Source organism: Halovivax gelatinilyticus (genome assembly GCF_024300625.1).
Taxonomy (GTDB): Archaea; Halobacteriota; Halobacteria; order Halobacteriales; family Natrialbaceae; genus Halovivax; species Halovivax gelatinilyticus.
Map to the genome: position 1 here is coordinate 574,336 of NZ_CP101322.1, position 23,784 is coordinate 598,119.

Consider the following 23,784-nt stretch of genomic DNA (forward strand, 5'->3'; position numbering starts at 1 on the left):
ACCCTGTTGGATCCGTTCTGGGGTCGACTACCGTTGGGCCAGCGATGTGGAACACCAACTTATAACCGCGTATTCAGCTAATCCGTAGGCACTGGCCGATGACCGAAATAGCCCTCGCCGCCGATTTTGCCATCATCGTCGTCGTGGCGACGGTCGTCGGCATTATTGCACGGCAGTTAAACCAGCCGACGATCATCGCCTACATCGCGACCGGCGTTATTCTGGGCCCGGTCGTCTTCGGCGTCGTCAGCCACGACGATCCGCTGGTCGAGGTGATGGCCGAACTCGGACTGGGCTTTCTCCTGTTCTTGCTCGGGATGAAGATGCGGTTTTCGGACATTCAGGACATCCTTCGACCAATCACGAACGTCGCGATCGGTCAGACCGTTCTCCAGACGGCACTCGCGTTCCTGGTCGCCTGGTGGTTGGGATTCGAACAGACCGAAGTGCTCGTGATCGCGCTCGCGACCGTCTTCGGGGCGACGCCGGTGATCGTGAAGGTGCTTACCGACAAGGACGAGATTACCTCACTCCCGGGAAAGATCGACGTCGGCGTCCTCATCGTCCAGGACATCTACCTCGTGATCATCCTCGCGCTGTTCGCGGCGGACACGCTCGATGGCGGTGCCGAGATCGCGAGCACGCTCGGTGTCATCTTCGTCATGATGGCCTTTATCGCCATCTTCTCGATCGCCTCGTCTCGGTATATCCTCCCGCGGCTCTTTCGACAGATTGCGAACAACAAAGACGTCTTTCTGATCGTCGCCATCGCGTGGGCGTTCCTCTTTATCGCCATCGCCGAAGGGTTCGACCTCTCCGTCGAGGTCGGTGCGTTCCTCGCGGGTATCAGTCTCGCACAGCTCCCATACAGCAAAGAGCTCGAAGATCGGGTCACCCCGATCACCGATTTCTTCATCCTGATCTTCTTCGCCAGCATCGGCCTCCAGATAGAGGGCGTTTCCAGCCTCTTCGCCTACTGGCAGGAGGCGCTCATCGCCTCGGCCGTGCTCATGGTCGGTAACTTCTGGATCATGTTTTACCTCATCGACCGCGAGGGCTTCGACGTCGAAACGTCGTTTCTCGGCTCGATCAACATGGTCCAGGTGAGCGAGTTCTCGCTCGTGGTCGGCGGGCTCGCGCTGGCGCAAGGGCACATCGACGCCGACGTCCTCGGCTACCTCACGCTCATGGCCCTGTTGACGATGAGCATATCGACGTACATCATCACCTACAACCGGCGCATCTTCTCGATCGTCGAGCCGTGGTTCGATCGGTTCACGAGCGACGCGGCCGTCGACGCGGGAGTCGATGCGTACGAAGATCACGTGGTCGCGATCGGCTTCGACGAGGTAACCCAGTACGCACTCCCAGTACTCGAATCCGAGTACGACGAGGTTGTCGTCGTCGACCGTCGCAACGAAGCGGTCGAAGCGATCGAGGCCGCCGAACGCTACGACTTCGTCTTCGGCGACGTCCGCCACACCGAAGTTCGAAAGGCAGTCAACCTCTCGGCCGCTCGCTTCGTCCTCAGTTCGACCGTCGAACCGGACGTCAATCGAGCGATCCTCGACGAACTCGACGAAGAGACCGTCGCGTTCGTCGAGGCCGAGTACATCGATGACGCTCGCGACCTCTACGAGCGAGGCGCCGACTACGTGATAATGAGTACCTACCTCGCCGCCGAACAGCTCAGTTACTACCTCGAGACGTACGTCGACGATCGAGACGCGTTCGAGGAAGCGATCGAAGGCGATCTCCGACGGATCGAGCGCGGTGGGTCACCCGACGCGGCCGAGGATCGCGAACCGTTCATCGAAGACGGAGGTGCGGACGATGGCTGAGGACGTCGTCGTCACGCTCGCGATCGTGTTCGTGACGGCCGGCCTCCTCTCGCTGGTCGCGAACCACTTCGGCCTCCCGCCCATTCCCTTCTACGTCATCGCCGGGTTGCTGACCGGACGATTCGTCGACGACCCGGACGTTATACAACTCGCGCTCTGGGGCATCGCCTTCCTGGTGTTCGTCTTCGGCATCCGGGTCGATTTCGCGGCGATTCGATCCGTTCTCCGCGACGGCGAAGTAGCGGCGATCTCCCAGCTGCTCGTCGTGGGACCGCTCGCGTTCGTCATCGGCTACGGTCTCTCGATCGTGTTCGGCTTTAGCGAACCGGTGTTGAACGGCGTGTTCTTCGCCGTCGCGGCGACGCTTAGTTCGACCATCGTCGGCGGCGGCTTGCTCGAACGCGAGATACGTGACAACCTCGTCCATGGCCGACTGGCATCCTCGATCCACTTCTTCGACGATCTCGTCGCCGTCGGCGTCCTGTTGATCCTCTCGGCCGACGCGTTCACCGCCGAGCTGGTGACGTCGAAGATCGGCTACGGCGTGGCCTTTCTCGTCGCCGCGTTACTCATCTACCGCCACGGCTTCCCGCTACTGCTTCGGCTCACCGGTGACAGCGACGAACTCGTCTTGATGTCGAGTATCTCGATCCTAATCGCCTTCATCGCCGCGGCCGAGTTCGTCGGCATCTCGATCGTCGTCGGCGCGTTCGCCGCCGGAATCGCCGTCCGCGCCGACGACGCCCGAACGCTCGGCGTCCGGAACGGGATCGAATCGATCCGGGACTTCTTCGTCGCCATCTTCTTCGTCACGGTGGGGGCGCTGGTCTCGGTTCCGACAGTCGAGACGCTCGTCCTCTCCGGCATACTCTGCGTGCTCGTCCTCACGGTCAACCCGCTCGTGATGGTGCTCGCGTTTATCTACGAGGGCTACGACGCCAGGACGTCGTTCCTCACGGCGACGAGCCTGAACCAGGTGAGCGAACTCGCGCTCGTGGTCGCCATCCAGGCGATCGTCTTAGAACACCTCTCCATCGCGACGGCGATGTTCGACGCGATCATCCTCGCGGCGGCGGTGACGATGATCCTCACCGCGGTCACCCGCAAACACGAACAGTGGCTCTACGCGACGATCGTCGAACGGCTCGCTCGATACCGTCGAACGACGAAGATCGACGACCGGAGCGAGGTCCGCGATGAACTCACAGATCACGTCGTCATCGTCGGCTACGGCCGACACGGCCGGCTGCTCGTCGACGCCTGCGAAGAACACGACGTCGGCTACGCGGTGATAGAGAACGATCCCGCCCGGTGGGACGAGCTGCGGACGGAGTGTCGAAACTACGTCCTCGGCGACGCGATGTCCGCGTACCCATGGGAGGTCGCCCGACTCGAAGACGCCGCGCTGGTGATCTCGACGGTGGATCACCGACCCGTCTCGGAGGCGGTTCTCGACGTCGTTCCCCACGGGAGCGGTGAAGGCGGAAAACACCTCGATCGGATCGCCGAACCGGGGCCAAGTACTGACGTGATCCTTCGAGCAGAGACCGCCGGCGAGGCGCGCGAGTTGCTCGAACAGGGAGCCACGTTCGTCAACGTGCCGAGCGTCCTCGCCGGCGATCAGCTCGTCGAGGTGATCGGCGTCATCCTCGCCGAGGAGACGGACCGAGAAACGATTCGGGAGGCCCACCAGGAGACGCTCACGACGCTCGAACGCTACGGATTCGGGTCACGAATCGCGGAGTGAGAGACCACGCCGGTGTCCGTAGACGTCGTGCTCAGATGGGTCCGCCGAGTCGCTCGTGAACGAACAGGACGATACCCAGTCCGACGACGAATAGTACCATCCCAACGGTGGCGGATAGCGCCACAGCGTCGACGATTCCCAGCGCGCCGGCCACCGCGACGGCGACCCCAACGAGATAGAGCCCGAGGGTACCCGCAACGGAGAGCGGTCCAGAACGGACGTTCATGCCCGCTCGTTCGGAGTGCGTGGGGAAAAGTTCGATCCTCCGCCGTGGTGAAACACGTCTGTCGAGCGGCTACCGGAGATTTCGAGCGCCGAGATGGGAGAACGTCTTTCGACACCGTTAATTCGTCGCACCCGGACCACCCGAGATAGATGGTTACCGACGCCGCACTCTCCGTCGATCTCGCTATCATCCTCCTGAGTGCGACGCTCGTCGGGTTCATCGCGAAGCAATCGGGGCAGCCGACGATCATCGCCTACATCCTCACCGGCGTGCTGCTGGGGCCGGCCGTTCTGGGCATCGTCGGAGTGAGCGAACTCACCGAAACGATGTCCGAACTCGGTCTCGCGTTCTTGTTGTTCCTCCTCGGCATCAAGATGCGGCTGGACGAGATCCGCCACATTCTCGTTCCGATCGTCAAGATATCGATTCCGCAGATGGCGGCGGTTGCGATCGTCGGGATCGGCCTCTCGCTGGCGCTCGGGTTCGGGCTCACCGCGGCGATAATCATCGGGCTGGCGGTGATGTACAGCTCGACCGCGGTCGTCATCAAGATGCTCACCGACAAGGACGAGGCGACCGCGTTACACGGCAAGATAGACGTGGGGATCCTGCTGATGCAGGACATCGTCGTCGTCATCATCCTGGCCGTACTGGCTGCCGGTCAGCCGGACGATCTAACGGAGGTGGCGACGACGCTGGCGGTCGTCCTCGTCCTGGTCGCGGTGATCACCGTCGTGGCGATCGCCGCCTCGCAGTACGTCTTACCTACCGTATTCCGCCGAATCGCGGACAACAAAGACGTGTTCTTCCTCGTGGCGATCTCCTGGGCATTTCTCTTCGTCCTCGTCTCCGATCAGATCAACGTCTTGCTCTCTCCGCTCGGAATCGAAGCGTACCTCTCGATCGAGATGGGGGCGTTCCTCGCCGGGCTGGCCATCGCCCAGCTTCCGTACAGTAAAGAGTTACAAGATCGCGTCAACCCGATAACCGACCTGTTCGTGATGATCTTCTTCGTCTCGGTGGCGCTCGATCTCGAGGCGAACGAACTACTCGCCCACTGGGACAAGGCGATCATCGCGACGCTCGTGCTGATGCCCGCGAAGTTCCTCATCTTCTTCGCGCTCGTCCGGTGGCAGGGTTTCACCGTCGAAACGACGTTCCTGAGCAGTATCGGGATGATCCAGATCAGCGAGTTCGGGATCATCGTCGGGGTGTCCGCGCTGGCGGGCGGGTTCATCGACGTCGAGGTGCTCGGCTTTCTGACGCTGCTCGCGCTGCTCACGATGGGGATCTCGGTCTACTTCATCGAATTCAACCACCGACTCTACGAGCGACTGGAACCGTCGCTCGCACGGTGGGACACCGGGAGTTCGTTCGCCGGGGCGAAACGAGAGTACGCCGATCACGCGGTCGTCATCGGCTACGACGGCGTGACCAGAAACGCACTCGCCGTCCTCGCCGAACACTACGAGGACGTCGTGGTCGTCGATCGGACGGTCGAACACATCGACGCGCTCGAAGCCGAGGGATACGACGTTATATACGGCGATTTCAACAACGCCACGATCCGAAAGGACGCGGCGTTGAAGCGAGCGAATCTGGTCCTCTCGTCGTCCGTGCAAACGGAGGTCAACAAGGCCCTGTTGCGCGAGGTCACGGACGAGGCGACGGTCATCGTCGAGGCGGAGGGAACCGAGGCTGCGCGCGAACTGTACGCCCGTGGCGCCCACTGCGTCGTGACCAGCGCGGAGTTCGCCGGAGATCGACTCGCCGCGTACGTCGAGGCGTACCTCGAAGACGGGGAGACGTTCGAGCGCGCGATCGAAGCCGACCTCGAGTTGCTACGGTCGACGGATCCGTTCCCAGAAATTCCGGACGGGGTCCGAGGTGATCTCGATGACTGACCTGCTCACCGCCGTCGCGATCATCTTCATCATAGCTGGACCGTTCTTGCTCGTCGGAAACCGACTCGAACTGCCGACGATCCCGCTCCTGATCGTCGCTGGCATCATCGCTGGACTGTTCATCGACGTGCCCGAGTTGCTGGAACTCGCACAGTACGGGATCGCGTTGCTCGTGTTCACGTTCGGCGTTCGCATCCAGTTTTCGACCGTGCGAACGGTGCTCGCAGACAGCGAACTCGCCGCACTCGGGCAGGTTCTCGTCGTGGGCTCTCTTGGCGTCGGGTTCGGGATGGCGATCGGGGTTCCGGCTGAGGAGGCGCTCTATCTGGGCGTCGCTGGCGCACTCTCCTCGACGATCGTCGGCACCGCGCTGTTCGAACGTGAGATCAGACGCGGACTGGTTCGCGGCCGATTGGCCGAATCGATCCACCTGGTACAGGACCTTCTGGCGATCGGGTTCTTGCTCGTTCTCGGTGCCGGGACGCTCGAAGCCGATCCGATCGCCACCCAGCTGGGGTACGGCCTCACGATGCTCGTCGTCGCCGCGCTCATCAACCGCCACCTCTTCGATATGATGGGACGACTCGCCAGCGATTCGGACGAACTCATGATCGTCGGTGTCGTCTCGATGCTGGTGCTTTTCATCGGCGCCTCGGAGCTCGCCGGCATTCCGTTCGTCGTCGGGGCGTTCGCCGCAGGCCTCGCCGTCCGGCACGATCCGGTCGAGTACCTCGGCCTGTTCAACGGGCTACAGTCGATCAGGGACTTCTTCGTCGCCATCTTCTTCGTGACGATCGGGGCGCTCATCGCCCTCCCGGTCGTCGACATCACCTGGGCGGCGACCGGTGAGAAGCTCCTCATCGCAGCCGGACTGGTGTTTCTCACCGCGGTCGTGAAACCGGCGGTCACGATCGCCATCCTGCTGTACAAGGGCTACGAGCGACGGTCCGCGACGTTGGCCAGCCTCAGTCTGGACCAGGTGAGCGAGTTCGCGCTCATCATCGCGATCGAAGCGTTCCTGCTCGGCTATCTCACGGACGCGTACTTCGACGCGATCATCTTCGCCGCAGCGGTGACGATGATCACCTCGAGTCTCACCCAGCGCTACGACGAACAACTCTATCGGTTCCTTCGGGATCGCGGTCTGCTCAGTGAAGCCCACGGGAAGATTGACGAACTGAGTGACGTGCCGGCCGATCGGACCGACCACGTCGTCGTCGTTGGGTACGGTCGCCACGGACGTCGAGTGGTCGAAGCGTGCGAATCGGCGGATCAGCCCTACGTCGTCATCGAGAACGATCCGGTACGCTACGACGAGGTTCGAATGGAGTGTGAGGCCTACGTCTTCGGCGACGCGATGGAGCGCTACACCTGGACGAAGGCCAACGTCGCGGACGCGACCGTCATCGTCTCGACGGTGGACTCCGAACCGGTTTCGATGCGACAGCTGCGACTGGACTTCGGCGGTGACGTGATCCTGCGCGCGAGGGATTCGGCAACCGCACTCGACCTGCTCGATGACGGCGCGCGCTACGTCATCGTCTCCGATCTCCTCGCTGGCCGGCAGCTGGTCGAACAGTTAGACGCCCTGTTGACCGGAGAGGTGACACCGGAGGAATTCCGAACTCGCCAGATCGATCAGCTCCGCCGAGCCCCTGTAGAATCGTAAATTCTCGAGCGGTTTCGGCCCGGCGTCGACATCGAGTTGAGCGATTTCGCACCGTATAGCGTTGATTCGAGTGCTACAGAGTGAGCGACGGTTCCACACCACTCCGGTGACGGCCGACCAGCGAGGTGGCCGTTCCTCAGAACGCTTAAGGTGGCCGGATCACAGCGATGGACCATGAACGCGGTCGAGGAAGACGCACGGAAGGATCACCGACGAGTATCGCCCGGACGTCGTCCGCGCAGCGAATTCACATGAACTCGACGATGGGAGAGAGTCGTTTCACGAGAGCGCTCTCTTCGAGTTCCCCGGTAATGATCGGCGGCGGTTGTAAACGAAGACACCGCAACCGCCGCGAGGCGAAGGCGGAACGTCGCCGATCGGATCCGCCAGTCGGTGCTAGCTGGACGGGCCGTCACAGCGTTCCTCCCACCCACACCGTTCGAGGTGAAACATTGTGAGCGACGAAGAACTCGCCAAGGACCTCGGACTGGTCTCGGCGCTGACGATCGGCATCGGGACGATGATCGGCGCCGGCATCTTCGTCCTGCCCGGCGTCGCCGCCCAGGAGGCCGGCCCGGTCGTGGTGATCTCGTTCGTCATCGGCGGACTGATCGCGATGGTGAACGCTCTGGCGGTGAGCGAACTCGGGACGGCGATGCCGAAGGCGGGCGGCGGCTATTACTACATCAATCGCGGACTCGGCCCCGCGGCTGGCTCGATCTCTGGGCTCGGCGACTGGATGGGGCTGGCATTCGCCTCTGCCTTTTACTGTATCGGCTTCGGCGGCTACCTGACCGGCATGCTCGAGGGGACGATGTTCGCGTTTCCGACGCTGGACTTCGTCCTGTTTTCGGTGACCGACATCCAGATCGGTGCGCTGATCGCCGGCATCCTCTTCGTCGGCGTCAACTACATCGGCGCGAAGGAAACCGGCGGCATCCAGACCGTCATCGTCACCCTGCTCCTGCTCATCTTGACCGTCTTCGCCGCCGCCGGGCTCTTCCAGTTCGAGTGGTCGACGCTCATGACGGACGGCCCGGCCCCGCTGGGATACGGCGAGATCCTCCCCGCGACGGCGCTGGTCTTCGTCTCCTTCCTCGGCTACGCGAAGATCGCGACCGTCGCCGAGGAACTCAAAAACCCCGGCCGCAACCTGCCGATCGCCGTCATCGGCAGCGTCGCCATCGTGACGGTCATCTACGCCGTGCTCGTCGGCCTGATGGTCGGCATCGTCCCGTGGGACACGCTCTCGGACGAGACGCCGGTCTCGCAGGTCGCAGAGCATAGTTTCGCCGGCATTCCGGTTCTCGAAGTCGTGGGCGTCGGAACGATCTCGTTGGCCGCGCTGCTCGCGACGGCCTCATCGGCCAACGCGTCGATCCTCTCGTCGGCCCGGATCAACTTCGCGATGGGCCGGGACAAGCTCGTCAGCGACGAGTTAAACGAGATCCACCCGCGCTACGCGACGCCGTATCGCTCGATCGCGCTGACCGGCGCGCTCATCATCCTCTTCATCGTCGCGCTGGGACAGAGCTTAGAAATCCTCGCCTCCGCGGCGAGCGTCCTCCACCTCATCGTCTACGCGCTGATGAACCTCGCACTGATCGCGTTTCGCGAGGCGGACGTGCCCGAGTACGATCCCGACTTCCACGTGCCGTTCTACCCGATCACGCCCATCGTCGGCGCGACCCTCTCGCTCGGGTTGATCTACTTCATGGATTTCGAGGTGATCGCGCTCAGCTTCGCGTTCGTCGTCGGTTCGCTCGCCTGGTACTGGTTCTACGCGAGAGAGCACACGACCGTTCAGGGCGTCCTGAGCGAGCACGTCCTCGAACGCGCCGACGAGATGCCCGACGCAGCCGTCACCGCGGTCGAAAAGGCGAGTCCGGAAGTGGCTGGCCCGCACCGAGTGATGGTTCCGCTCTCGAACCCGCGGACGGAAGAGACGCTGATGGACGTCGCGGGGACGATCGCCGCGGAACGCGACGGCATCGTCCACGCCGTCCACATCGTCCAGGTGCCCGACCAGACGCCGCTCAACCGCGCCGACGCCGTCACCGACCGCATCGGTGTCGAATCACAGAAGCTGCTCGATCGCGCCAGCGAACGGTTCGCGGACACCGACGTGGAGGTGGAGACGACGACCGTCGTCTCCCACCGCGCGTTCGAGGAGATCTTCGACGCCGCGCGCCGCTACGACGCCGACACCGTCGTCATGGGCTGGGGCGAGGACCGACCGTGGGCCGCGGGCCGCGCCGAGCGACCGATCGACGAACTCACCCACGACCTGCCGTGTGACTTCCTCGTGTTGAACGAACGCGACTTCGACGCCTCGCGCATCCTGCTGCCGACCGCAGGCGGCCCCGATTCGGATCTCAGCGCGGAAGTCGCCCGGACGTTCGCGGACGCGACCGGCGCGGATGTCGAGGTACTACACGTCGTCGACGACGACTCCGAGCGCGAGTCGGGCGAGGAATTCCTTGCATCTTGGGCGGCCGATCACGACCTCTCAGATGCGGACCTGGTAGTCGACACCTCGGGCGACGTCGAAGATGCGATCGCCCGGGCGGCGACCGATCGGTCGCTGTTGCTCATCGGCGCGACCGAACGCGGACTGCTCTCGCGGCTGGTCGAACGCTCGCTCGTCTTCAACGTGGTCGACGAGGTCGAGTGTTCCGTGCTACTGGCCGAACGACCGACCAAGCGGACGCTCCGCGAGCGGCTGTTCGGCCTCGAGAAGTAGCCAGCTATCCACACCTTGAAGCGTTCGTCGGACTCGTTCTCACCGCTGTGGGTTCGGCAGCGAGATCACCGGAACTCGCGGATCGGTCACGAGGTTCGTCGAGACGTCGCCGGCGAGCAGCCTGGCGATTCGACTGCCGCCGCGGGCGCGAAAGGCGATCGCGTCGGCGCCGGTCTCTTCGGCCGCGTCGAAGAGCGTTTCGACGGTGTCGGTCCCGAAGTAGGCGTCCGTCTCGACCGCGACGCGATCGCCGATTTTCTCGTCGACGATCGAGAGGAAGGCGGCCGCATCCGCCCTTCGCTTGTCCATCGGCGCCTTGTCGATGCCGCCGCCCGCCTTCTCGATGACGTGGACGGCCGTGATTCGTCTGATATCGTCGAGGTGCGGCGAGAGCGCCGCACTGGTCGCTCGCGCGTCTTCCTCGGAGGCGACCGGGACTAACAGGTGGGGAAAGAGCGCCATCTACCGGTACGTTCGGTCGAACGGACCAAAAAGGATTGGTGCCGGCCCGGATGAACGGGGCTGTAGTCAGGACTTCCAGAACGCCGGTACCAGCAACACGAGCACCGGGATGATCTCGATGCGGCCGACCCACATCATAATCACCATGACGAACCGGGTCGTCGTCGGGAATCCGGCGTAATTGTCCATCGGACCGGCCATGCCGAACGCCGGACCGATGTTGAGGAAGATCGACGCCGACGCGGCGAGGGCCTCGAACTCCGAGACGACGGTTCCCGACCGCGAAGCGTCCGCGACCACGAAGACCGTGAGCAGGAAGAAGATAACTATCGCGAGGAGGACGTACGAGAAGATCTGGTTGATCGTGTCCTCGTCGACGACGGCGTCGCCGAGTCGAACGGGGCGAACGGCCCGCGGGTGGGCCGACGTGAACAGGTTCCGGTACAGCCCCTTGCCGATGACCAGCCAGCGCAGCGACTTGATCGAACACGTCGTCGAGCCGGCCATCCCGCCGACGAACATGCACAGAAAGAGCACGTGTTTCGCGCCCGGCCCCCAGGCGTCGAAGTCCATCGAGGCGTAGCCCGTCGTCGTGAGGATCGAGACGACGTTGAACAGGCCGTGTCTGACCGTCTCCTCGACCGACGTCGTGACCTCGCCGTCGATCCACAGGATGGCGATCACCAGCGTCGCGGCGACGGCGATCGTCCCGAGGAAAAATCGAAGCTCCTCGGATCGCTTCGGGCGCTCGAAGTCGCCCTGGACGAGGTACCACAGCAGGACGAAGTTGATCGCCCCGAGGAGCATGAACGGCAGCATCGACCACTGGGCGATCGGGCTGAACGCGCCGGCGCTCTCCGGTTCGGGCGAGAAGCCGGCCGTCGCGACGCTCGTCAGCGCGTGCGATATCGCGTTGAAGAGATCCATGTTCGGTGCCAGCCCCAGCAGGTGAAGCCCGTAGAACGTCGCGGCCGCCGCGACCGTGATCCCCACGTAGAGTCCCCAGATGATCCGCGCCGTCTTCTCGATCTCCGGCGTGAGCTTCCGGACGTCGCGGGTCTGGGATTCGGTTTCCATCAACTGCGCGCCACCGACCATCAGGTTCGAGAGGAGTCCGATCGCGACGACGAGGATGCCGAGCCCGCCGAGCCACTGGATGAGCTGGCGCCAGAGCATGATCGCCGCCGACTGGTTCTCGAAGTCCCAGCCGGTCATGATCGTCGCGCCCGTCGTCGTCAGTCCGCTCGTGGACTCGAACAGCGAATCGACGAGCGCCCCGAGGACGACCGGGCCGGCAGACGGCTCGCCCGCAAAGACGAGCTCGGTAAGCGGGTTGTAGAACGACGACTCGGGATCGGCGTCGAGGCCGGCAAGGAAGAACGGGATCGCGCCGACGACCGCGACGCCGAGCCAGGTGATCGCGACCATCAAGAACGCCTCGCGGTGGCCCAGCTCGCGCTCGTCGGAAAGTCGCTCCATCGAGAGTCCGACGACGACCGTGACGGCGATCGCGACGGCGAACGGACCCGCCGCTTCGCCCTCGATCGCGGCCAACACGAGCGGCACGGCCAGCGGGACGGCGAGCCACTTCAGGACCGTCCCGGTCAGGCTGGCACTCGATCGCCAGTCGACGCGGACACTCATCGCGTGCCCAGTGTGTCGCGTCCGAGGAAATAATGGATTCGGTCCGGCCGCCCCAATTCCGACGGCGTTCGGATCGATGGCCGACCGAACCGACGGTCGTACGGCCCGGAGGCGAGCGAGCGGGTCGTCGGACGGGTAGCGGGCGGATCCCGACGACACAACGTATTTGGCGGTGGATAGGAAACGGCCAGTCAATGAGCCACGGAGGCGGGCCGTGCGGGTCGTGATCGTCGGGGCGGGTGCCGTCGGTCGAGCCATCGCCGAAAACCTAGAAGACGGCCACGACGTCGTGGTCGTCGACCGGGAGGAAGACGTCGTCGAGGAGCTCACGTACGAGCTCGACGTGCTCGCGATCGCGGGCGACGGGACCGAAATATCGACGCTCGAACGCGCTGGCGTCGACGAGGCGGATATCGTCATCGCCTGTACCGACTCGGACGAGACGAACGTCGTGATCTGCGGGGCGAGCAAAACCGCGAGCGACGCGTTCACCATCGCCCGGGTCCGTCGGCGCACCCTCCTCGAGACCTGGAAGGGGTCGGAGGGCGCCTTCGGCGTCGACTTCATGGTGTGTACGGACCTGCTGACCGCCGAAGCGATCTTTCGCATCACGGGGCTACCCGGCGCCCGGGACGTCGACTCGTTCGCCGGCGGACTCGTCCGCATGGCGGAGTTCGAGATCGACGAGGAGAGCGCCGTCGCCGGCCAGACCGTCGAGGAGGCCGACCGCTACGACTCGCTCACCTTCGCGGCCGTCTTCCGGGACGACGAGATGTTCGTCGCGACCGGCGAGACGGTGATGTGTGCCGGCGACCGAGTCGTCGTCATCGGGAGCCCGGAATCGGTCTCGCACTTCGCCGGTGAAATCTCTGAGACGGAGTCGGGCGGGTCGAAGGAGGTCGTGATCGTCGGCGCGAGCGAGATCGGCTTTCAGGCCGCTCGCGAGTTCGAAGAGCACGGCCACCGCCCGCGGCTGATCGAACAGGACCCCGTCCGAGCGCGCGAGGTCGCAGAGAAGTTACCGAACACGCTCGTCTTGGAGAGCGACGCGACCGACGTCGACTTTCTCGCCGCAGAGCACGTCGACGAGGCCGACATCCTCATCGCCGCGCTCGACAGCGACGAGAAGAACCTCCTGGAGGCGCTGTTGGCCCACCGGGTCGGCGTCGATCGTACCGTCGCCGTCATCGAGAACGTCGAGTACGCGACGCTGTTCGAGACCGTCGGCGTCGACGTCGTGATCAATCCGCGCGAGGAGACCGCAGAGGAGATCGTCCGCTTTACGCGGACCGACAACACGGAGAAAGTCGTCATGTTAGAACACGACCGCGCGGAGGTGATCGAGATCGAAGTCGGGCCGAACAGCAAACTCGTCGGCCGAACGATCGCCGACGCGACGGCCGATCTTCCCGACGGCGTCGTCATCGGCGCAATCTCGCGACGCGGGAAGCTGATCACGCCCCGCGGGACCACCTCGGTCCAGCTGGGCGACCACATCGTCGTCTTCGTCGACGCCGCCGTACTCGACCAAGTCGTGGACCTGATCTGAGTACCGGCTCGGCGAACGCGGCCGGTCGACGATCCGCCTGCGACAGAAACCTTCAACCCGCTGGGCACGTAGGTCGACTCGAATGATTCGCGCGGTCGTCTTCGATCTCGACGAAACGCTCGCCGTCCCGGATCGGGACCGCGAGACCCTGCTCAGCGAGGCGGCCGAGGCGGTCGGCGAACCGCCGCTCTCGCGCTCGGCCTACGTCGAAGCCCACCGTCGCAACCTGACGAGCGAGACGCGTGAGCCCATATTCGACGAGTTGCTCGATGCGCGCGAGAGTGAGACCGATCCCGAGGCGCTCACGACGGCCTACCGGGAGTCGGTGACGGCCGCGCTCTCGCCGCTCCCCGGCGTCGAGTCGATGCTCGCCGAGCTTCGCGAACGCTACCACGTGGGGCTGCTCACCAACGGGCCCGTACGGGCCCAGCGCGCGAAACTCGAAGCGCTCGGCTGGGAGTCGGCGTTCGACGCGGCGCTGATCACCGGCGAACTCGAGGCTGGCAAACCGGACCCGCGAGCGTTCGAGGCGATCCTGGCGGAACTGGGGGTTCGCGCCGAGGAGACGGTCTACGTCGGCGACGACGTCGACGCGGACGTCAGCGGGGCGACCGACGCCGGGTTGACCGCCGTGCAGGTGCTTCGGGCGGACGACGAACGCGACCCGCGCGCCGCGGCGGGGGTCGCCCAGGACGCGCTCGCCGCGGAGTTGCCGGCTATTCTCGACGAACTCGACGGTACGTGAACGCAGAAATCGTTCTTACTCGCTGACCGAGTGTCGCCGTCCGCCACCGTCGGTCTCCCCCTTCGCGACGGCTTCGAGCACCTCGGTCGCCCGCTTGACCTCGGCACCGGATTCGACGAACACCAGCGTCTGGGGCGGTTTCGTCGCCTTGGGTCGCGTTCGGAGACCGACCGTCGAGGCCGCCTCGTGGGCGAGGTCGGGCGAGTTCCGAATCGCGACGTGGGCCCGGTCCGGGTGGACGAAGACCGACGCGATCCGATCTCCGTCCCGATCGAGGTCGAACGCGCGTTCTCCGTTCACCGTCGGTTCGACGTCGGGGTCCGGATTCGTCACCGAAAGCGGTCCCAGCGGCCCGTCCGTTCGACCGTCTACCTCCGAGGAGAGCAGTTCGGCGATCCGAACGCCGTCGGTTATCCGTTCGTCGACCATACGCACACGTTCTGTGGCCTTCGGGTAAGCGGCTTCGATCGATGCCCAGAACTGTGCAGACATCTGGCCTGTCTCTCACGCCGAGTCTTCGCCGGTGACGGCCGCCCTGGCCGACTCGACGTGGTCGTCGACGTCGACGCCGAGCCGTCGGGCGTGGACGATCGCCGCGACCTCGATCGCGACGGCGAGTTCCTGCTGGCAGGCGTTGATCGCGCCGACGACTTCGTGTTTCGGGTGACCGTCGGCGACGAGCGCGTCGAGGACGCGTTCGAACGTCGAGCGCTCGCGAAGGATGTCCTCGTCGGGAACGAAGTCTTCGGGTATCGTCACGCTCTGTGCGTCGAACGTGAGCGCGAGGTCGGAGCCGTCCCGCTCTAGGAGCCCCTCCTCGGTCGCGACGTCGGCCAGTCGCTTCGCCTGGTCGGGCGAGAACCAGTCGCGATCCATCGACAGGGCGACGACGAACTCGTTTTCCCGTAACGTCCGGGTACCCTCCTGACTGAACGGCGCGGCGACGGCGACCTGCAGGCTCATCGACGCGCACTTTCACCAGTGAGAGATTAATCCTGACGGTTCACCGATCCGGCGATCGTCGGTACGGACCGACCGGAGATCTCCACTACCCACCGATACGACGGTCGTCGGAGTCACGGATCGAGAGCAGCCCGCGTTCGGTCGCGCCGATGAGACCGTCGTCGAACCACCGGTACAATGCTCGTCAGTGACTTGCGGCTCGAGCGGTCCCACAGATCGATCAGGCGAAACGGACGGGATCGAGCCCTATAAGTATCGTCCGGCAGTTTCCCCCTGTATGCACGATCACGGCCGCTCGACGCGAAAGCGTACCGGGGGACGACTCAAGCACGCGCGCAACCACCGAAAGGACGAACTCGGCCGCGAACCGACCGAGACGCAGGTCGGCGAGCCGCGGTTCAAGACGGTCACGGTCCGCGGAAACAACTCGAAGACCCGCGCCCTCGCGACCGACACCGCCCACGTCAACACCGGCGAGCAGACGCTCACCGCCGACATCGAGAACGTCGTCGAAAACGACGCCAACCCCAACTACGTGCGCCGGAACATCATCACGAAAGGCGCCGTCATCGACACCTCCGAGGGAACCGCGCGCGTCACCTCCCGTCCCGGCCAGACCGGCCAGGTCAACGCCGTCCTGCTCGAGTAACCGCCGGATTTTCGATCCGAGTGAGTTACGGACGCGGCGCCGCCTTCTGTAACGCCGTCTCCGCGACGTTCCCGCCGTAGTCGGCACACCGCGACAGCGAGTCGACGATCAGTCCGAGCGACTGCGCTTCGACGGGATCGAGGTCGCGTAACCGGTCGTCGATCCGCCGGGTGTGCTCGTCGATTTCGAGAACGGCCTGCCTCGCGTCGTGACCGAGTTCGTTCGCCCGCTCTGGCTCCTCGGCGTCGAGCGCGTTCATCGACTTCTCCAGGACCTCGTCGACGTCCTCGTAGAGGGCGACCAGCGCGTCGGCCACCTCCGACGGAATGTCTTCGAGTTTGAGCGCGAGCTGGCTGATCTTGACCGCGTGGTCGGCCACGCGTTCGAGTTGGCGAGCGCTCGAGTGGTAGTCGAAGCAATCCTCGCGAGAGACGCCGAGTTCCTCCGCGGCTGCGGGCGATCGGAGCGTGGCTCTGAAGATGCGAGAGACGACGAGAAAGAGCCGATCGACGTCGTCGTCGCGCTGGATCACGTCGGCCGCCATGTCGTCGTCGTTCTCGACGAGGGCGGAGAGTGCGTCTTCGAGCATCGACTCGGCGATCAGCCGCATCCGCGAGACGGCGTTGACGATCGACAGCTCCGCCGAGTCGAGCAAGTCCTGGATGACGACGCTGTCGGTCGTCTCCGAGAGCACCTCGACGCCGACGAGGCTCTGGGTAGCGTCGCGGATCGCCCGGCGCTGTTCGGTCGAGATGCGGTCTGCCGTCAGGCGAATGATGTCGAACCCGCTTACGTACATCGTCATCACCGCGCGGGTCAGCTGGTTGCCGGCGAGATCGGACACGTCGAGCGTCCCCTCCTGGTGTTCGCCCTCCCGACGGGGTGTCAGCAATAGGGCGTCGTCCTCGGGGTAGAACTCGACGGTGCTTCCGGCCTCGACGCCGTTTTCCGTCGCCCACTCCTTCGGCAGCGAGACCGTATACGTAGCGCCCCCGGTCACCTGAACTTTACGGGTCTCCATACCCCCCGTTTTGGCCGGAGCAATATATACGCACGGTCGTCTATTGCTCGACCACCGTATGCGCCAGACAGACCGATACCCCACATTCACGGGTATTTAACGGATCAGCGTCCGAGATTCTCACCCTGAGTACCGTTCACGAATATAGACCTATATAGACCACATAGTAGCGTATTTAGAAGCCTCGTCCCCTCATCACGCACAATGGGAACGCCGCGAGCGTCCGGCCACGATTCTCGCCCCGGTGGTGGGCTCACCCGTCGCGGGTTGCTCGCCGGAACCGGGGCGGCAATGGCCGCGCTCGCTGGGTGTCTGTCACACGGCGAGGACAGCGGTCTCTCCGGAGAGATCGTCATCGACGGCTCGAACACGCTCTTTCCGAACACGGCGCTCGTCGCCGAACGCTTCTGGTGGGAAAACAACCAGGTCGACATCTCCGCGCGCAAGTCCGGAACCGGCGCCGGCTTCCAGCAGTTCGCCCGGGGGGAGACCGACCTCCAGAACGCGAGTCGCGAGATTTCCGACGACGAACGCGACCGATGTGTCGAACACGGCGTCGAGTGGATTGAACTCGAGGTCGTCACCGACGGGCTCGCGATCATGAAACACCCCGCGAACGACTGGTGTCACTGTCTCACGCCCGACGCACTACGGGCGCTCTGGGAACGTCGCTCGACCGTCGAAACCTGGCGCGATCTGGCAGAACAGACCGACGCCGTCGAGACGTCCAACGCGCTCGCCGACGAGCGAGACGACCTCGAACCGACCGACGTCGACGACTGGCCCGACGAGAATGTTTCGCTGTACGGTCGCGATACGGCCTCCGGCACGTTCGATTACTTTACGGAGACGATCAACGGCGCCGTCGGGAACATCCGCAACGATTACAGCGGAACCCCGGACACGAACGCGATCGTTCGCGGCGTCAGAGGGAACGCGAATGCCGTCGGATTCGGCGGCGCCGGCTACTACGAAGAGAACGACGACGACCTCGATCTGATCGCCGTCCACAACGGCGAACGCTGTGTCTACCCGGAGCCCGATAGCATCGAATCGGGCGAGTACTCGCCGCTCTCTCGGCCGATGTACCTCTACGTGCGCGTCGACGCCCTCGAACGCGAGGCCGTCCGCGAGTTTCTCTATTATTACCTCGACAACACGCAAGAGACCGCCCGCGAGGTCGGATTCTACGCCGTTCCGGACGAGACGATCGACGACCAGCGCATGAAACTCGACGAGCACGCCGGAGGGCGTCCATGAGCACCGAACCGATCGATCTCAGCCGCGAGTCGAACGACGTCGGCGGCCTGTTAGACCGCGGCGCGAAGTGGATCTTCTTCGCGTGTGCGCTCGTTACCGTTCTGACGACGCTCGCGATCATCGTCGTCCTCGTCGAGGGAGCAGCCGACTTCTTCTCACAGGTCTCCGTACTCGAGTACTTGACCGGCACAGAGTGGGCGCCCCGCGCCTCCGACGACCCGAGCTTTGGCGTCCTCCCGCTGGTGTGGGGGACGCTCGTCATCACGGTCGGCTCGGCGCTTATTGCGATCCCGGTGGGCACCCTGACGGCGATTTACCTCTCGGAGTACGCCGACGACCGCGTCCGTCGGACCGTCAAGCCGACGCTCGAAGTGCTCGCCGGGATCCCGACGATCGTCTACGGCTTTTTCGCCCTCTCCTTTATCACGCCCATCATCCAGTACTTCTACCCCGAGGTCGGAACGTTCAACGCCCTCTCCGGCGCGATCGTCGTCGGTATCATGATCATCCCGATGGTCTCGTCGATCTCTGAAGACGCGATGAGTTCGGTTCCGGACTCGCTTCGCAACGCCGCCTACGGTCTCGGCGCGACGAAATTCGAGGTCTCGACGCAGGTCGTCCTCCCCGCGTCGCTGTCGGGCATTCTCGCGGCGTACATCCTCGCGATCTCGCGAGCGATCGGCGAGACGATGGCCGTCACGCTCGCCGTCGGGATGCTTCCCCAGATCACGACGAGTCCGTTCGCCGAGATGCAGACGATGACGGCGTACATGGTCGAGATCGGGACCGGCGACGCGTCGGTCGGCTCGATCGGCTACATGAGCCTGTTCGCGATCGGCCTGACGCTGTTCGTGATGACCTTCTTGATGAACGTCGGTAGCATGTGGGTTCGCTCGCGCTACCGGGAGGAGTACGAATGAGTACCGAAACCGGCACGGACGTACTCGACGCGAGCGAGAAGTCGATTCGCCGAATGCGTCGTTTCGGCCGGATCTTCCTCGGACTCTGTCTCGTCGCGACGTCGATCGGAATCATCGCGCTCGTCGCGCTCGTCGCGGACGTCGTGAACGAAGCGTGGGGCTGGCTCACCTGGGAGTTTCTGACCCATCCGCCGTCGTTCCAGGTCGAGAACTACGTCCCCGAAAACTATGACGACCTCGCGACGGGGCCGGGCGGGATCTACCCAGCCCTGATCGGGTCGATCTACCTGATCGCGCTCACGGCCGTCTTCACGCTCGTCCTCGGCGTGGGCGCGGCGATCTACCTAGAAGAGTACGCCCGAGAGTCGTATCTCACGCGGTTCATCGAGGCGAACATCGCCAACCTCGCGGGGGTGCCCTCGATCGTCTACGGGCTGCTCGGTCTGGCCGTCTTCGTCCGGGCGATGGGCGCCGGCGCCAGCCTGATCGCCGCCGCGCTCACGCTGACGCTGCTCATCCTGCCCATCGTCATCGTCCAGACCCAGGAGGCGCTTCGTGCCGTCCCGGACTCGATGCGAAAGGCCTCCTACGGGGCGGGCGCGACGAAGTGGCAGACCATCCGCAACGTCGTCCTCCCCGAGGCGATCCCCGGCATCATGACGGGCATCATCCTCTCGCTGTCGCGGGCCATCGGCGAGACGGCGCCGATCATCATGGTCGGCGCGGCCACGACGATGTTCGGTCCGCCGGACCTGACCGACCCCACCGGGTCGTTCGCGGCGATGCCCATGCAGATCTTCGCCTGGGCGATGGAGCCCCACGCCGGCTTCCAGCACGTCGCCGCCGCCGGCATCATCGTCTTGCTGTCGGTGCTGCTGGCGATGAACGCGACGGCGATCTACATCCGGAACCGCTACGACCGAAGAGCCTGACCTACCATGACCGACGAATCCACCCGATCGACCCTGCTCGCTCGCCTTCGAACCGGCCTGACGGACGCCGTCCCGACCGTCGGCCGACCGGAGACCGAAAACGCTACCACGACCCCGGTCGACGGTCAATCCAGTCAGATGACGGCCGACGGAAGCGCCGCCGAGAGAGCGACGAGCGGCGAGCGCTCGGTCACCGACCGCGTCAGCTGGGACGAACGCGTCCAACCGGCGGCCGACGCCGAACACGCCATCATCGAAGCCCGAGACGTCGACGTCTACTACGGCGACACGCAGGCGTTAGACGGGATCACGATGGACATTCCGGAGACGCAGGTCACCGCGCTCATCGGCCCGTCGGGCTGTGGGAAGTCCACATTCCTCCGGTCGATCAACCGGATGAACGACCTGATCGACGTCGCACGCGTCGAAGGCGACCTCAGGTTCCGCGGCAAGAACGTCTACGACGACGACGTCGATCCCGTCGCGCTGCGCCGGAAGATCGGCATGGTCTTTCAGAAACCCAACCCCTTCCCGAAGAGCATCTTCGACAACGTCGCCTACGGCCTCCGCGTACAGAACAAAGACGACGACCTCGAAGCGAAGGTTCGACAGGCGCTCGAACGCGCCGCGCTCTTAGACGAGGTCGAAGACAAACTCGATTCGTCCGGCCTGGACCTCTCCGGCGGCCAGCAACAGCGTCTCTGTATCGCCCGCGCCATCGCCACCGACCCCGAAGTCCTCCTGATGGACGAACCCGCGAGCGCCCTAGATCCCGTCGCGACCTCCCAGATCGAAGATCTCGTCGAAGAACTCGCCGAGCAGTACACCGTCGTGATCGTCACCCACAGCATGCAACAGGCCGCACGGATCTCCGATAAGACGGCCGTCTTTCTCACCGGCGGCGAACTCGTCGAATACGGCGAGACCAACAAGATCTTCAACAACCCCGAACACCAGCGCGTCGAAGACTACATCACCGGGAAGTTCGGCTGACAACCGTTTGTGCTGTCGTTCGAGACAGTTCCGCGCTCTCGTGGCTGCGCGTCGAAGATTCCCGAGGTCTGTGAGACCCCGGCCGACTCCGTCGCCGGTCTGATACAGCGGCAACCAAAATTTATCCCCCTCGTGTGTGTACCACTACCATGGACAGGGATGGTGTGAGCGTCGACGATACCGGAGCCATCGGTGACGTCGCCTACCTCGCGCGATCCGACCATCGCGTCCCGACGCTGGTCGCGCTGACCGAACGGCCCCGGAGTCGGTCGGAACTCTGCGAGCTGACCGGCGTCTCGTCGTCGACGATTCGCCGAACCATAACCGAGTTCGAAACACGCTCGTGGATTCGTAAGGAGGGATACCGATACGAGGCGACGCGGCTGGGAGAGGCCGTCTCGTCGGGGATGGTCGACCTGTTAGAGCGTGTCGAAACGGAACGGAAACTACGCGACGTCTGGAACGTACTACCGGACGAGGCGGCTGGACTGGTGGTCGACGCGTGGACGGACGTCACCGTCACCCTCGCCGTCCCGAATTTTCCGTACCGGCCGGTGAATCGATTCGAGTCGCTGCTCCGGTGGGCGAACGAGGTTCGATTCCTCCGACCCGAGATTGCCCTCATGGAGCCCTGTCTGGACACGCTGCATCGCCGGATCGACGAGGGCGGAGAGATAACGCTGGTCGCGCGGCCGAGCTGTCACGAGTACTTCTTTTCTTCGTACCCGGAGCGAAGTTCGGAGATGGTAGCGCAGGAGACGTTTTCGGTTCTAGAGTGCGACGATCTCCCGCCGTACGGCATCGCACTCCTCGACGACGTGGTCGCACTCTGCTGTTACGATGGAGACCGCGGGACGGTCCAGGCGCTGGTCGAGACCGACGTCTCGACGGTCCGCGAGTGGGCCGAATCGACGTACGAGCAGGTCCACAGAGAGGCACGGGCGCTCGACCCGAACGCCGCGCCGGTGTGACTCGCGACGGTGTGGGCGGTGCTCGTCCCCGAGCGGTGACACCTGTGCAAGGGCTGAAAACCGGTCAGCACCTGACGAAATGCCACGAAATAGCTACAACAGCCCCCGAAACGTAGCGGTCGCCGGAGCGTGATAAGACATGACCGACCACCACCAGATCGCACACGGCGTCGACCTCGAAACGCTCTCAGGGTTCGCCGAACACGCGAAGGACGACCCCGAGGCGGTACAGCTCGGGCTCGGTGCGTCCGCGACCTACGAAGGGACGGCCGCCCACAGCCTCGCGACGATCGACAGTTACGAGCTCGGCGGCGAAACGATCACTCGCGAGACGCGCGAGTACACCGTCCCGTACGGCGGCTGGAAGGAGGTGCTTTCAGCTGCCGGGTGGGTCGGCGCCACCGACCGAATCGAACCGATCGAAGCGGCACTGTCGGCACTCGCCGCCTGTCTCAACGTCGGCGTCACGATCAACGCCGTCGCGAACGGCGTCGACGTCGACCATCTAGAGACGCGCGTCGAAGCTGACTTCGATCCGGCGGTGCTCTTCGGGCTCGCAGAACTCGCCGAGGCCGACTCGGTCTTCGAGAACGTGAGCGCAGAGATCGACATCGACGGCGAGGATGTTGACCCGGACCTGATCGACGAGTGGGCCAGACGCGCGCCCGTCTACACGCTCGTGTCGCTCGCCCAGGACGTCGAGCTGAACGTAAACACACCCGCTCAGGTGGCGGGAGACGACTGATCGACGATACCATGAGTGAATCACTCGACACGGAAAAACTCGAACGCGACGTAAAAACGATGTACGCCGACGTGGCTACGTCGACCGACGGGGAGTTTCACTTCGAGACGGGGAAGGAGCTCGCCGAACGCCTCGGATACGATCTCGACACCTTACGCTACGTCCCCGACGGCGCGATCGACTCGTTCGCCGGCGTCGGCTACTTCTTCGACATGGCGACGCTCGATCCGCGCGAAGACGTCCTCGATCTCGGCAGCGGATCGGGGATGGATGCCTTCTACGCCGGATTGTCCGTCACCGAGACCGGATCCGTAACCGGCGTCGATATGACTCGCGAGCAAGTCGAGAAGGCGCGTCGCCTGGCGGATGCGGAGGGCTTTCACAACGTCGACTTCCGCCGCGGATACATCGAGGAGTTACCGTTCGCCGACGAGTCGTTCGACGCGGTGATCTCGAACGGCGTCGTCAACCTCTCTGCGGAGAAAGATCGCGTCTTCGAGGAGGCGTTCCGGGTGTTGCGCCCGGGCGGTCAGCTCGCAATCGCCGACATCGTCAGCGATGGACAGCTTCCAGACAGCATCAAAACCGACGCGGATCTCTGGGCGGCCTGTATCGGCGGCGCCGAACAGGTCGACAGGTATACGGACCTGATCGAGGCACCCGGCTTCGAGGAGATCGAAGTCAGGGCGAATCCCGAGTACGAGTTCGTCTCCGAGCAGGCGGCGAACGCGTGTCAGAAGTACGGCGTAAAGAGTATCTCGCTTACCGCACGCAAACGCGGGTGAGAAGATACCCGACGG

At 64.2% G+C, this 23,784-nt stretch carries 21 protein-coding genes; 15 read left to right on the forward strand and 6 right to left on the reverse strand.

What is annotated here, in order from left to right:
- Positions 1-98 precede the first annotated feature (98 nt).
- Together NKH31_RS02765 and NKH31_RS02770 are read left to right on the forward strand one after the other, a co-directional pair.
- Positions 99-1,841, forward strand: a complete 1,743-nt coding sequence (locus NKH31_RS02765; protein WP_254863617.1) for a cation:proton antiporter — start codon at positions 99-101, stop codon at positions 1,839-1,841.
- Positions 1,834-3,588, forward strand: coding sequence for a cation:proton antiporter (locus NKH31_RS02770; RefSeq protein WP_254863618.1), 1,755 nt, complete (start codon positions 1,834-1,836; stop codon positions 3,586-3,588). Before NKH31_RS02765 ends, NKH31_RS02770 begins: the two co-directional genes overlap by 8 nt.
- 31 nt (positions 3,589-3,619) lie before the next feature.
- Here NKH31_RS02770 and NKH31_RS02775 read toward each other — a convergent pair whose 3' ends face one another.
- Positions 3,620-3,814 (reverse strand): hypothetical protein, encoded by a 195-nt coding sequence (locus NKH31_RS02775; protein WP_254863619.1) that lies wholly within the window; start codon positions 3,812-3,814, stop codon positions 3,620-3,622.
- Positions 3,815-3,963: 149 nt separating this feature from the next.
- On the opposite strand from NKH31_RS02775, the gene NKH31_RS02780 reads away from it, so the two are divergent.
- From NKH31_RS02780 to NKH31_RS02790, 3 genes are all read left to right on the forward strand, one after another.
- Positions 3,964-5,718: a cation:proton antiporter gene (locus tag NKH31_RS02780; protein ID WP_254863620.1), complete on the forward strand. Its 1,755-nt coding sequence runs from the start codon at positions 3,964-3,966 to the stop codon at positions 5,716-5,718.
- Positions 5,711-7,387 carry a cation:proton antiporter gene (locus NKH31_RS02785; protein ID WP_254863621.1) on the forward strand — a complete coding sequence of 559 codons (1,677 nt, stop codon included), beginning with the start codon at positions 5,711-5,713 and terminating at the stop codon, positions 7,385-7,387. Before NKH31_RS02780 ends, NKH31_RS02785 begins: the two co-directional genes overlap by 8 nt.
- A 454-nt stretch (positions 7,388-7,841) precedes the next feature.
- Entirely contained in the window at positions 7,842-10,130 is a 2,289-nt protein-coding gene (locus tag NKH31_RS02790; RefSeq protein ID WP_254863622.1) for an amino acid permease, read from the forward strand.
- 39 nt (positions 10,131-10,169) lie between these two features.
- On the opposite strand, the gene NKH31_RS02795 is transcribed toward NKH31_RS02790, so the two are convergent.
- Together NKH31_RS02795 and NKH31_RS02800 are read right to left on the reverse strand one after the other, a co-directional pair.
- Entirely contained in the window at positions 10,170-10,592 is a 423-nt protein-coding gene (locus tag NKH31_RS02795; RefSeq protein WP_254863623.1) for a universal stress protein, read from the reverse strand.
- A 66-nt stretch (positions 10,593-10,658) separates the two neighbouring features.
- The gene (locus tag NKH31_RS02800) at positions 10,659-12,236 is read right to left on the reverse strand and encodes a TrkH family potassium uptake protein (RefSeq protein ID WP_254863624.1); all 1,578 of its coding nucleotides are present in this window, start codon (positions 12,234-12,236) and stop codon (positions 10,659-10,661) included.
- Positions 12,237-12,450: 214 nt separating this feature from the next.
- On the opposite strand from NKH31_RS02800, the gene trkA reads away from it, so the two are divergent.
- Positions 12,451-13,785 carry a Trk system potassium transporter TrkA gene (gene trkA, locus NKH31_RS02805; RefSeq protein WP_254863625.1) on the forward strand — a complete coding sequence of 445 codons (1,335 nt, stop codon included), beginning with the start codon at positions 12,451-12,453 and terminating at the stop codon, positions 13,783-13,785.
- An 82-nt stretch (positions 13,786-13,867) separates the two neighbouring features.
- On the forward strand, positions 13,868-14,530 hold the full coding sequence (locus tag NKH31_RS02810; RefSeq protein ID WP_254863626.1) for an HAD family hydrolase: 663 nt from the start codon (positions 13,868-13,870) through the stop codon (positions 14,528-14,530).
- A 15-nt stretch (positions 14,531-14,545) separates the two neighbouring features.
- On the opposite strand, the gene NKH31_RS02815 is transcribed toward NKH31_RS02810, so the two are convergent.
- A complete protein-coding gene (locus tag NKH31_RS02815; RefSeq protein ID WP_254863627.1) occupies positions 14,546-14,959 on the reverse strand; it encodes a DUF7993 family protein in 414 nt (137 codons plus the stop codon).
- Between the two features lie 75 nt (positions 14,960-15,034).
- Positions 15,035-15,493, reverse strand: coding sequence for a DUF2240 family protein (locus tag NKH31_RS02820; protein WP_254863628.1), 459 nt, complete (start codon positions 15,491-15,493; stop codon positions 15,035-15,037).
- 277 nt (positions 15,494-15,770) lie between these two features.
- On the opposite strand from NKH31_RS02820, the gene NKH31_RS02825 reads away from it, so the two are divergent.
- Positions 15,771-16,142, forward strand: a complete 372-nt coding sequence (locus NKH31_RS02825; protein ID WP_254863629.1) for a 30S ribosomal protein S8e — start codon at positions 15,771-15,773, stop codon at positions 16,140-16,142.
- A gap of 25 nt (positions 16,143-16,167) precedes the next feature.
- Here the strand turns inward: NKH31_RS02825 and NKH31_RS02830 are convergent, their stop codons facing one another.
- Entirely contained in the window at positions 16,168-17,163 is a 996-nt protein-coding gene (locus tag NKH31_RS02830; protein ID WP_254863630.1) for a phosphate uptake regulator PhoU, read from the reverse strand.
- A gap of 204 nt (positions 17,164-17,367) precedes the next feature.
- Between NKH31_RS02830 and NKH31_RS02835 the strand changes: the two genes are divergently transcribed.
- From NKH31_RS02835 to NKH31_RS02865, 7 genes are all read left to right on the forward strand, one after another.
- Entirely contained in the window at positions 17,368-18,423 is a 1,056-nt protein-coding gene (locus tag NKH31_RS02835) for a PstS family phosphate ABC transporter substrate-binding protein (RefSeq protein WP_254863631.1), read from the forward strand.
- A complete protein-coding gene (gene pstC, locus NKH31_RS02840; RefSeq protein ID WP_254863632.1) occupies positions 18,420-19,343 on the forward strand; it encodes a phosphate ABC transporter permease subunit PstC in 924 nt (307 codons plus the stop codon). Before NKH31_RS02835 ends, pstC begins: the two co-directional genes overlap by 4 nt.
- Complete coding sequence (gene pstA, locus NKH31_RS02845; RefSeq protein WP_254863633.1) at positions 19,340-20,275, forward strand: phosphate ABC transporter permease PstA; 936 nt, start codon at positions 19,340-19,342, stop codon at positions 20,273-20,275. The genes pstC and pstA overlap by 4 nt, the downstream gene beginning before the upstream one ends.
- 138 nt (positions 20,276-20,413) lie before the next feature.
- Entirely contained in the window at positions 20,414-21,268 is an 855-nt protein-coding gene (pstB, locus tag NKH31_RS02850; protein ID WP_254864849.1) for a phosphate ABC transporter ATP-binding protein PstB, read from the forward strand.
- 149 nt (positions 21,269-21,417) lie between these two features.
- A complete protein-coding gene (locus NKH31_RS02855) occupies positions 21,418-22,239 on the forward strand; it encodes a helix-turn-helix transcriptional regulator (protein WP_254863634.1) in 822 nt (273 codons plus the stop codon).
- A gap of 139 nt (positions 22,240-22,378) precedes the next feature.
- Positions 22,379-22,984, forward strand: a complete 606-nt coding sequence (locus tag NKH31_RS02860; RefSeq protein ID WP_254863635.1) for an OsmC family protein — start codon at positions 22,379-22,381, stop codon at positions 22,982-22,984.
- Positions 22,985-22,995: 11 nt separating this feature from the next.
- Positions 22,996-23,769 carry a methyltransferase domain-containing protein gene (locus tag NKH31_RS02865; RefSeq protein ID WP_254863636.1) on the forward strand — a complete coding sequence of 258 codons (774 nt, stop codon included), beginning with the start codon at positions 22,996-22,998 and terminating at the stop codon, positions 23,767-23,769.
- The last annotated feature ends 15 nt before the right edge of the window (positions 23,770-23,784 follow it).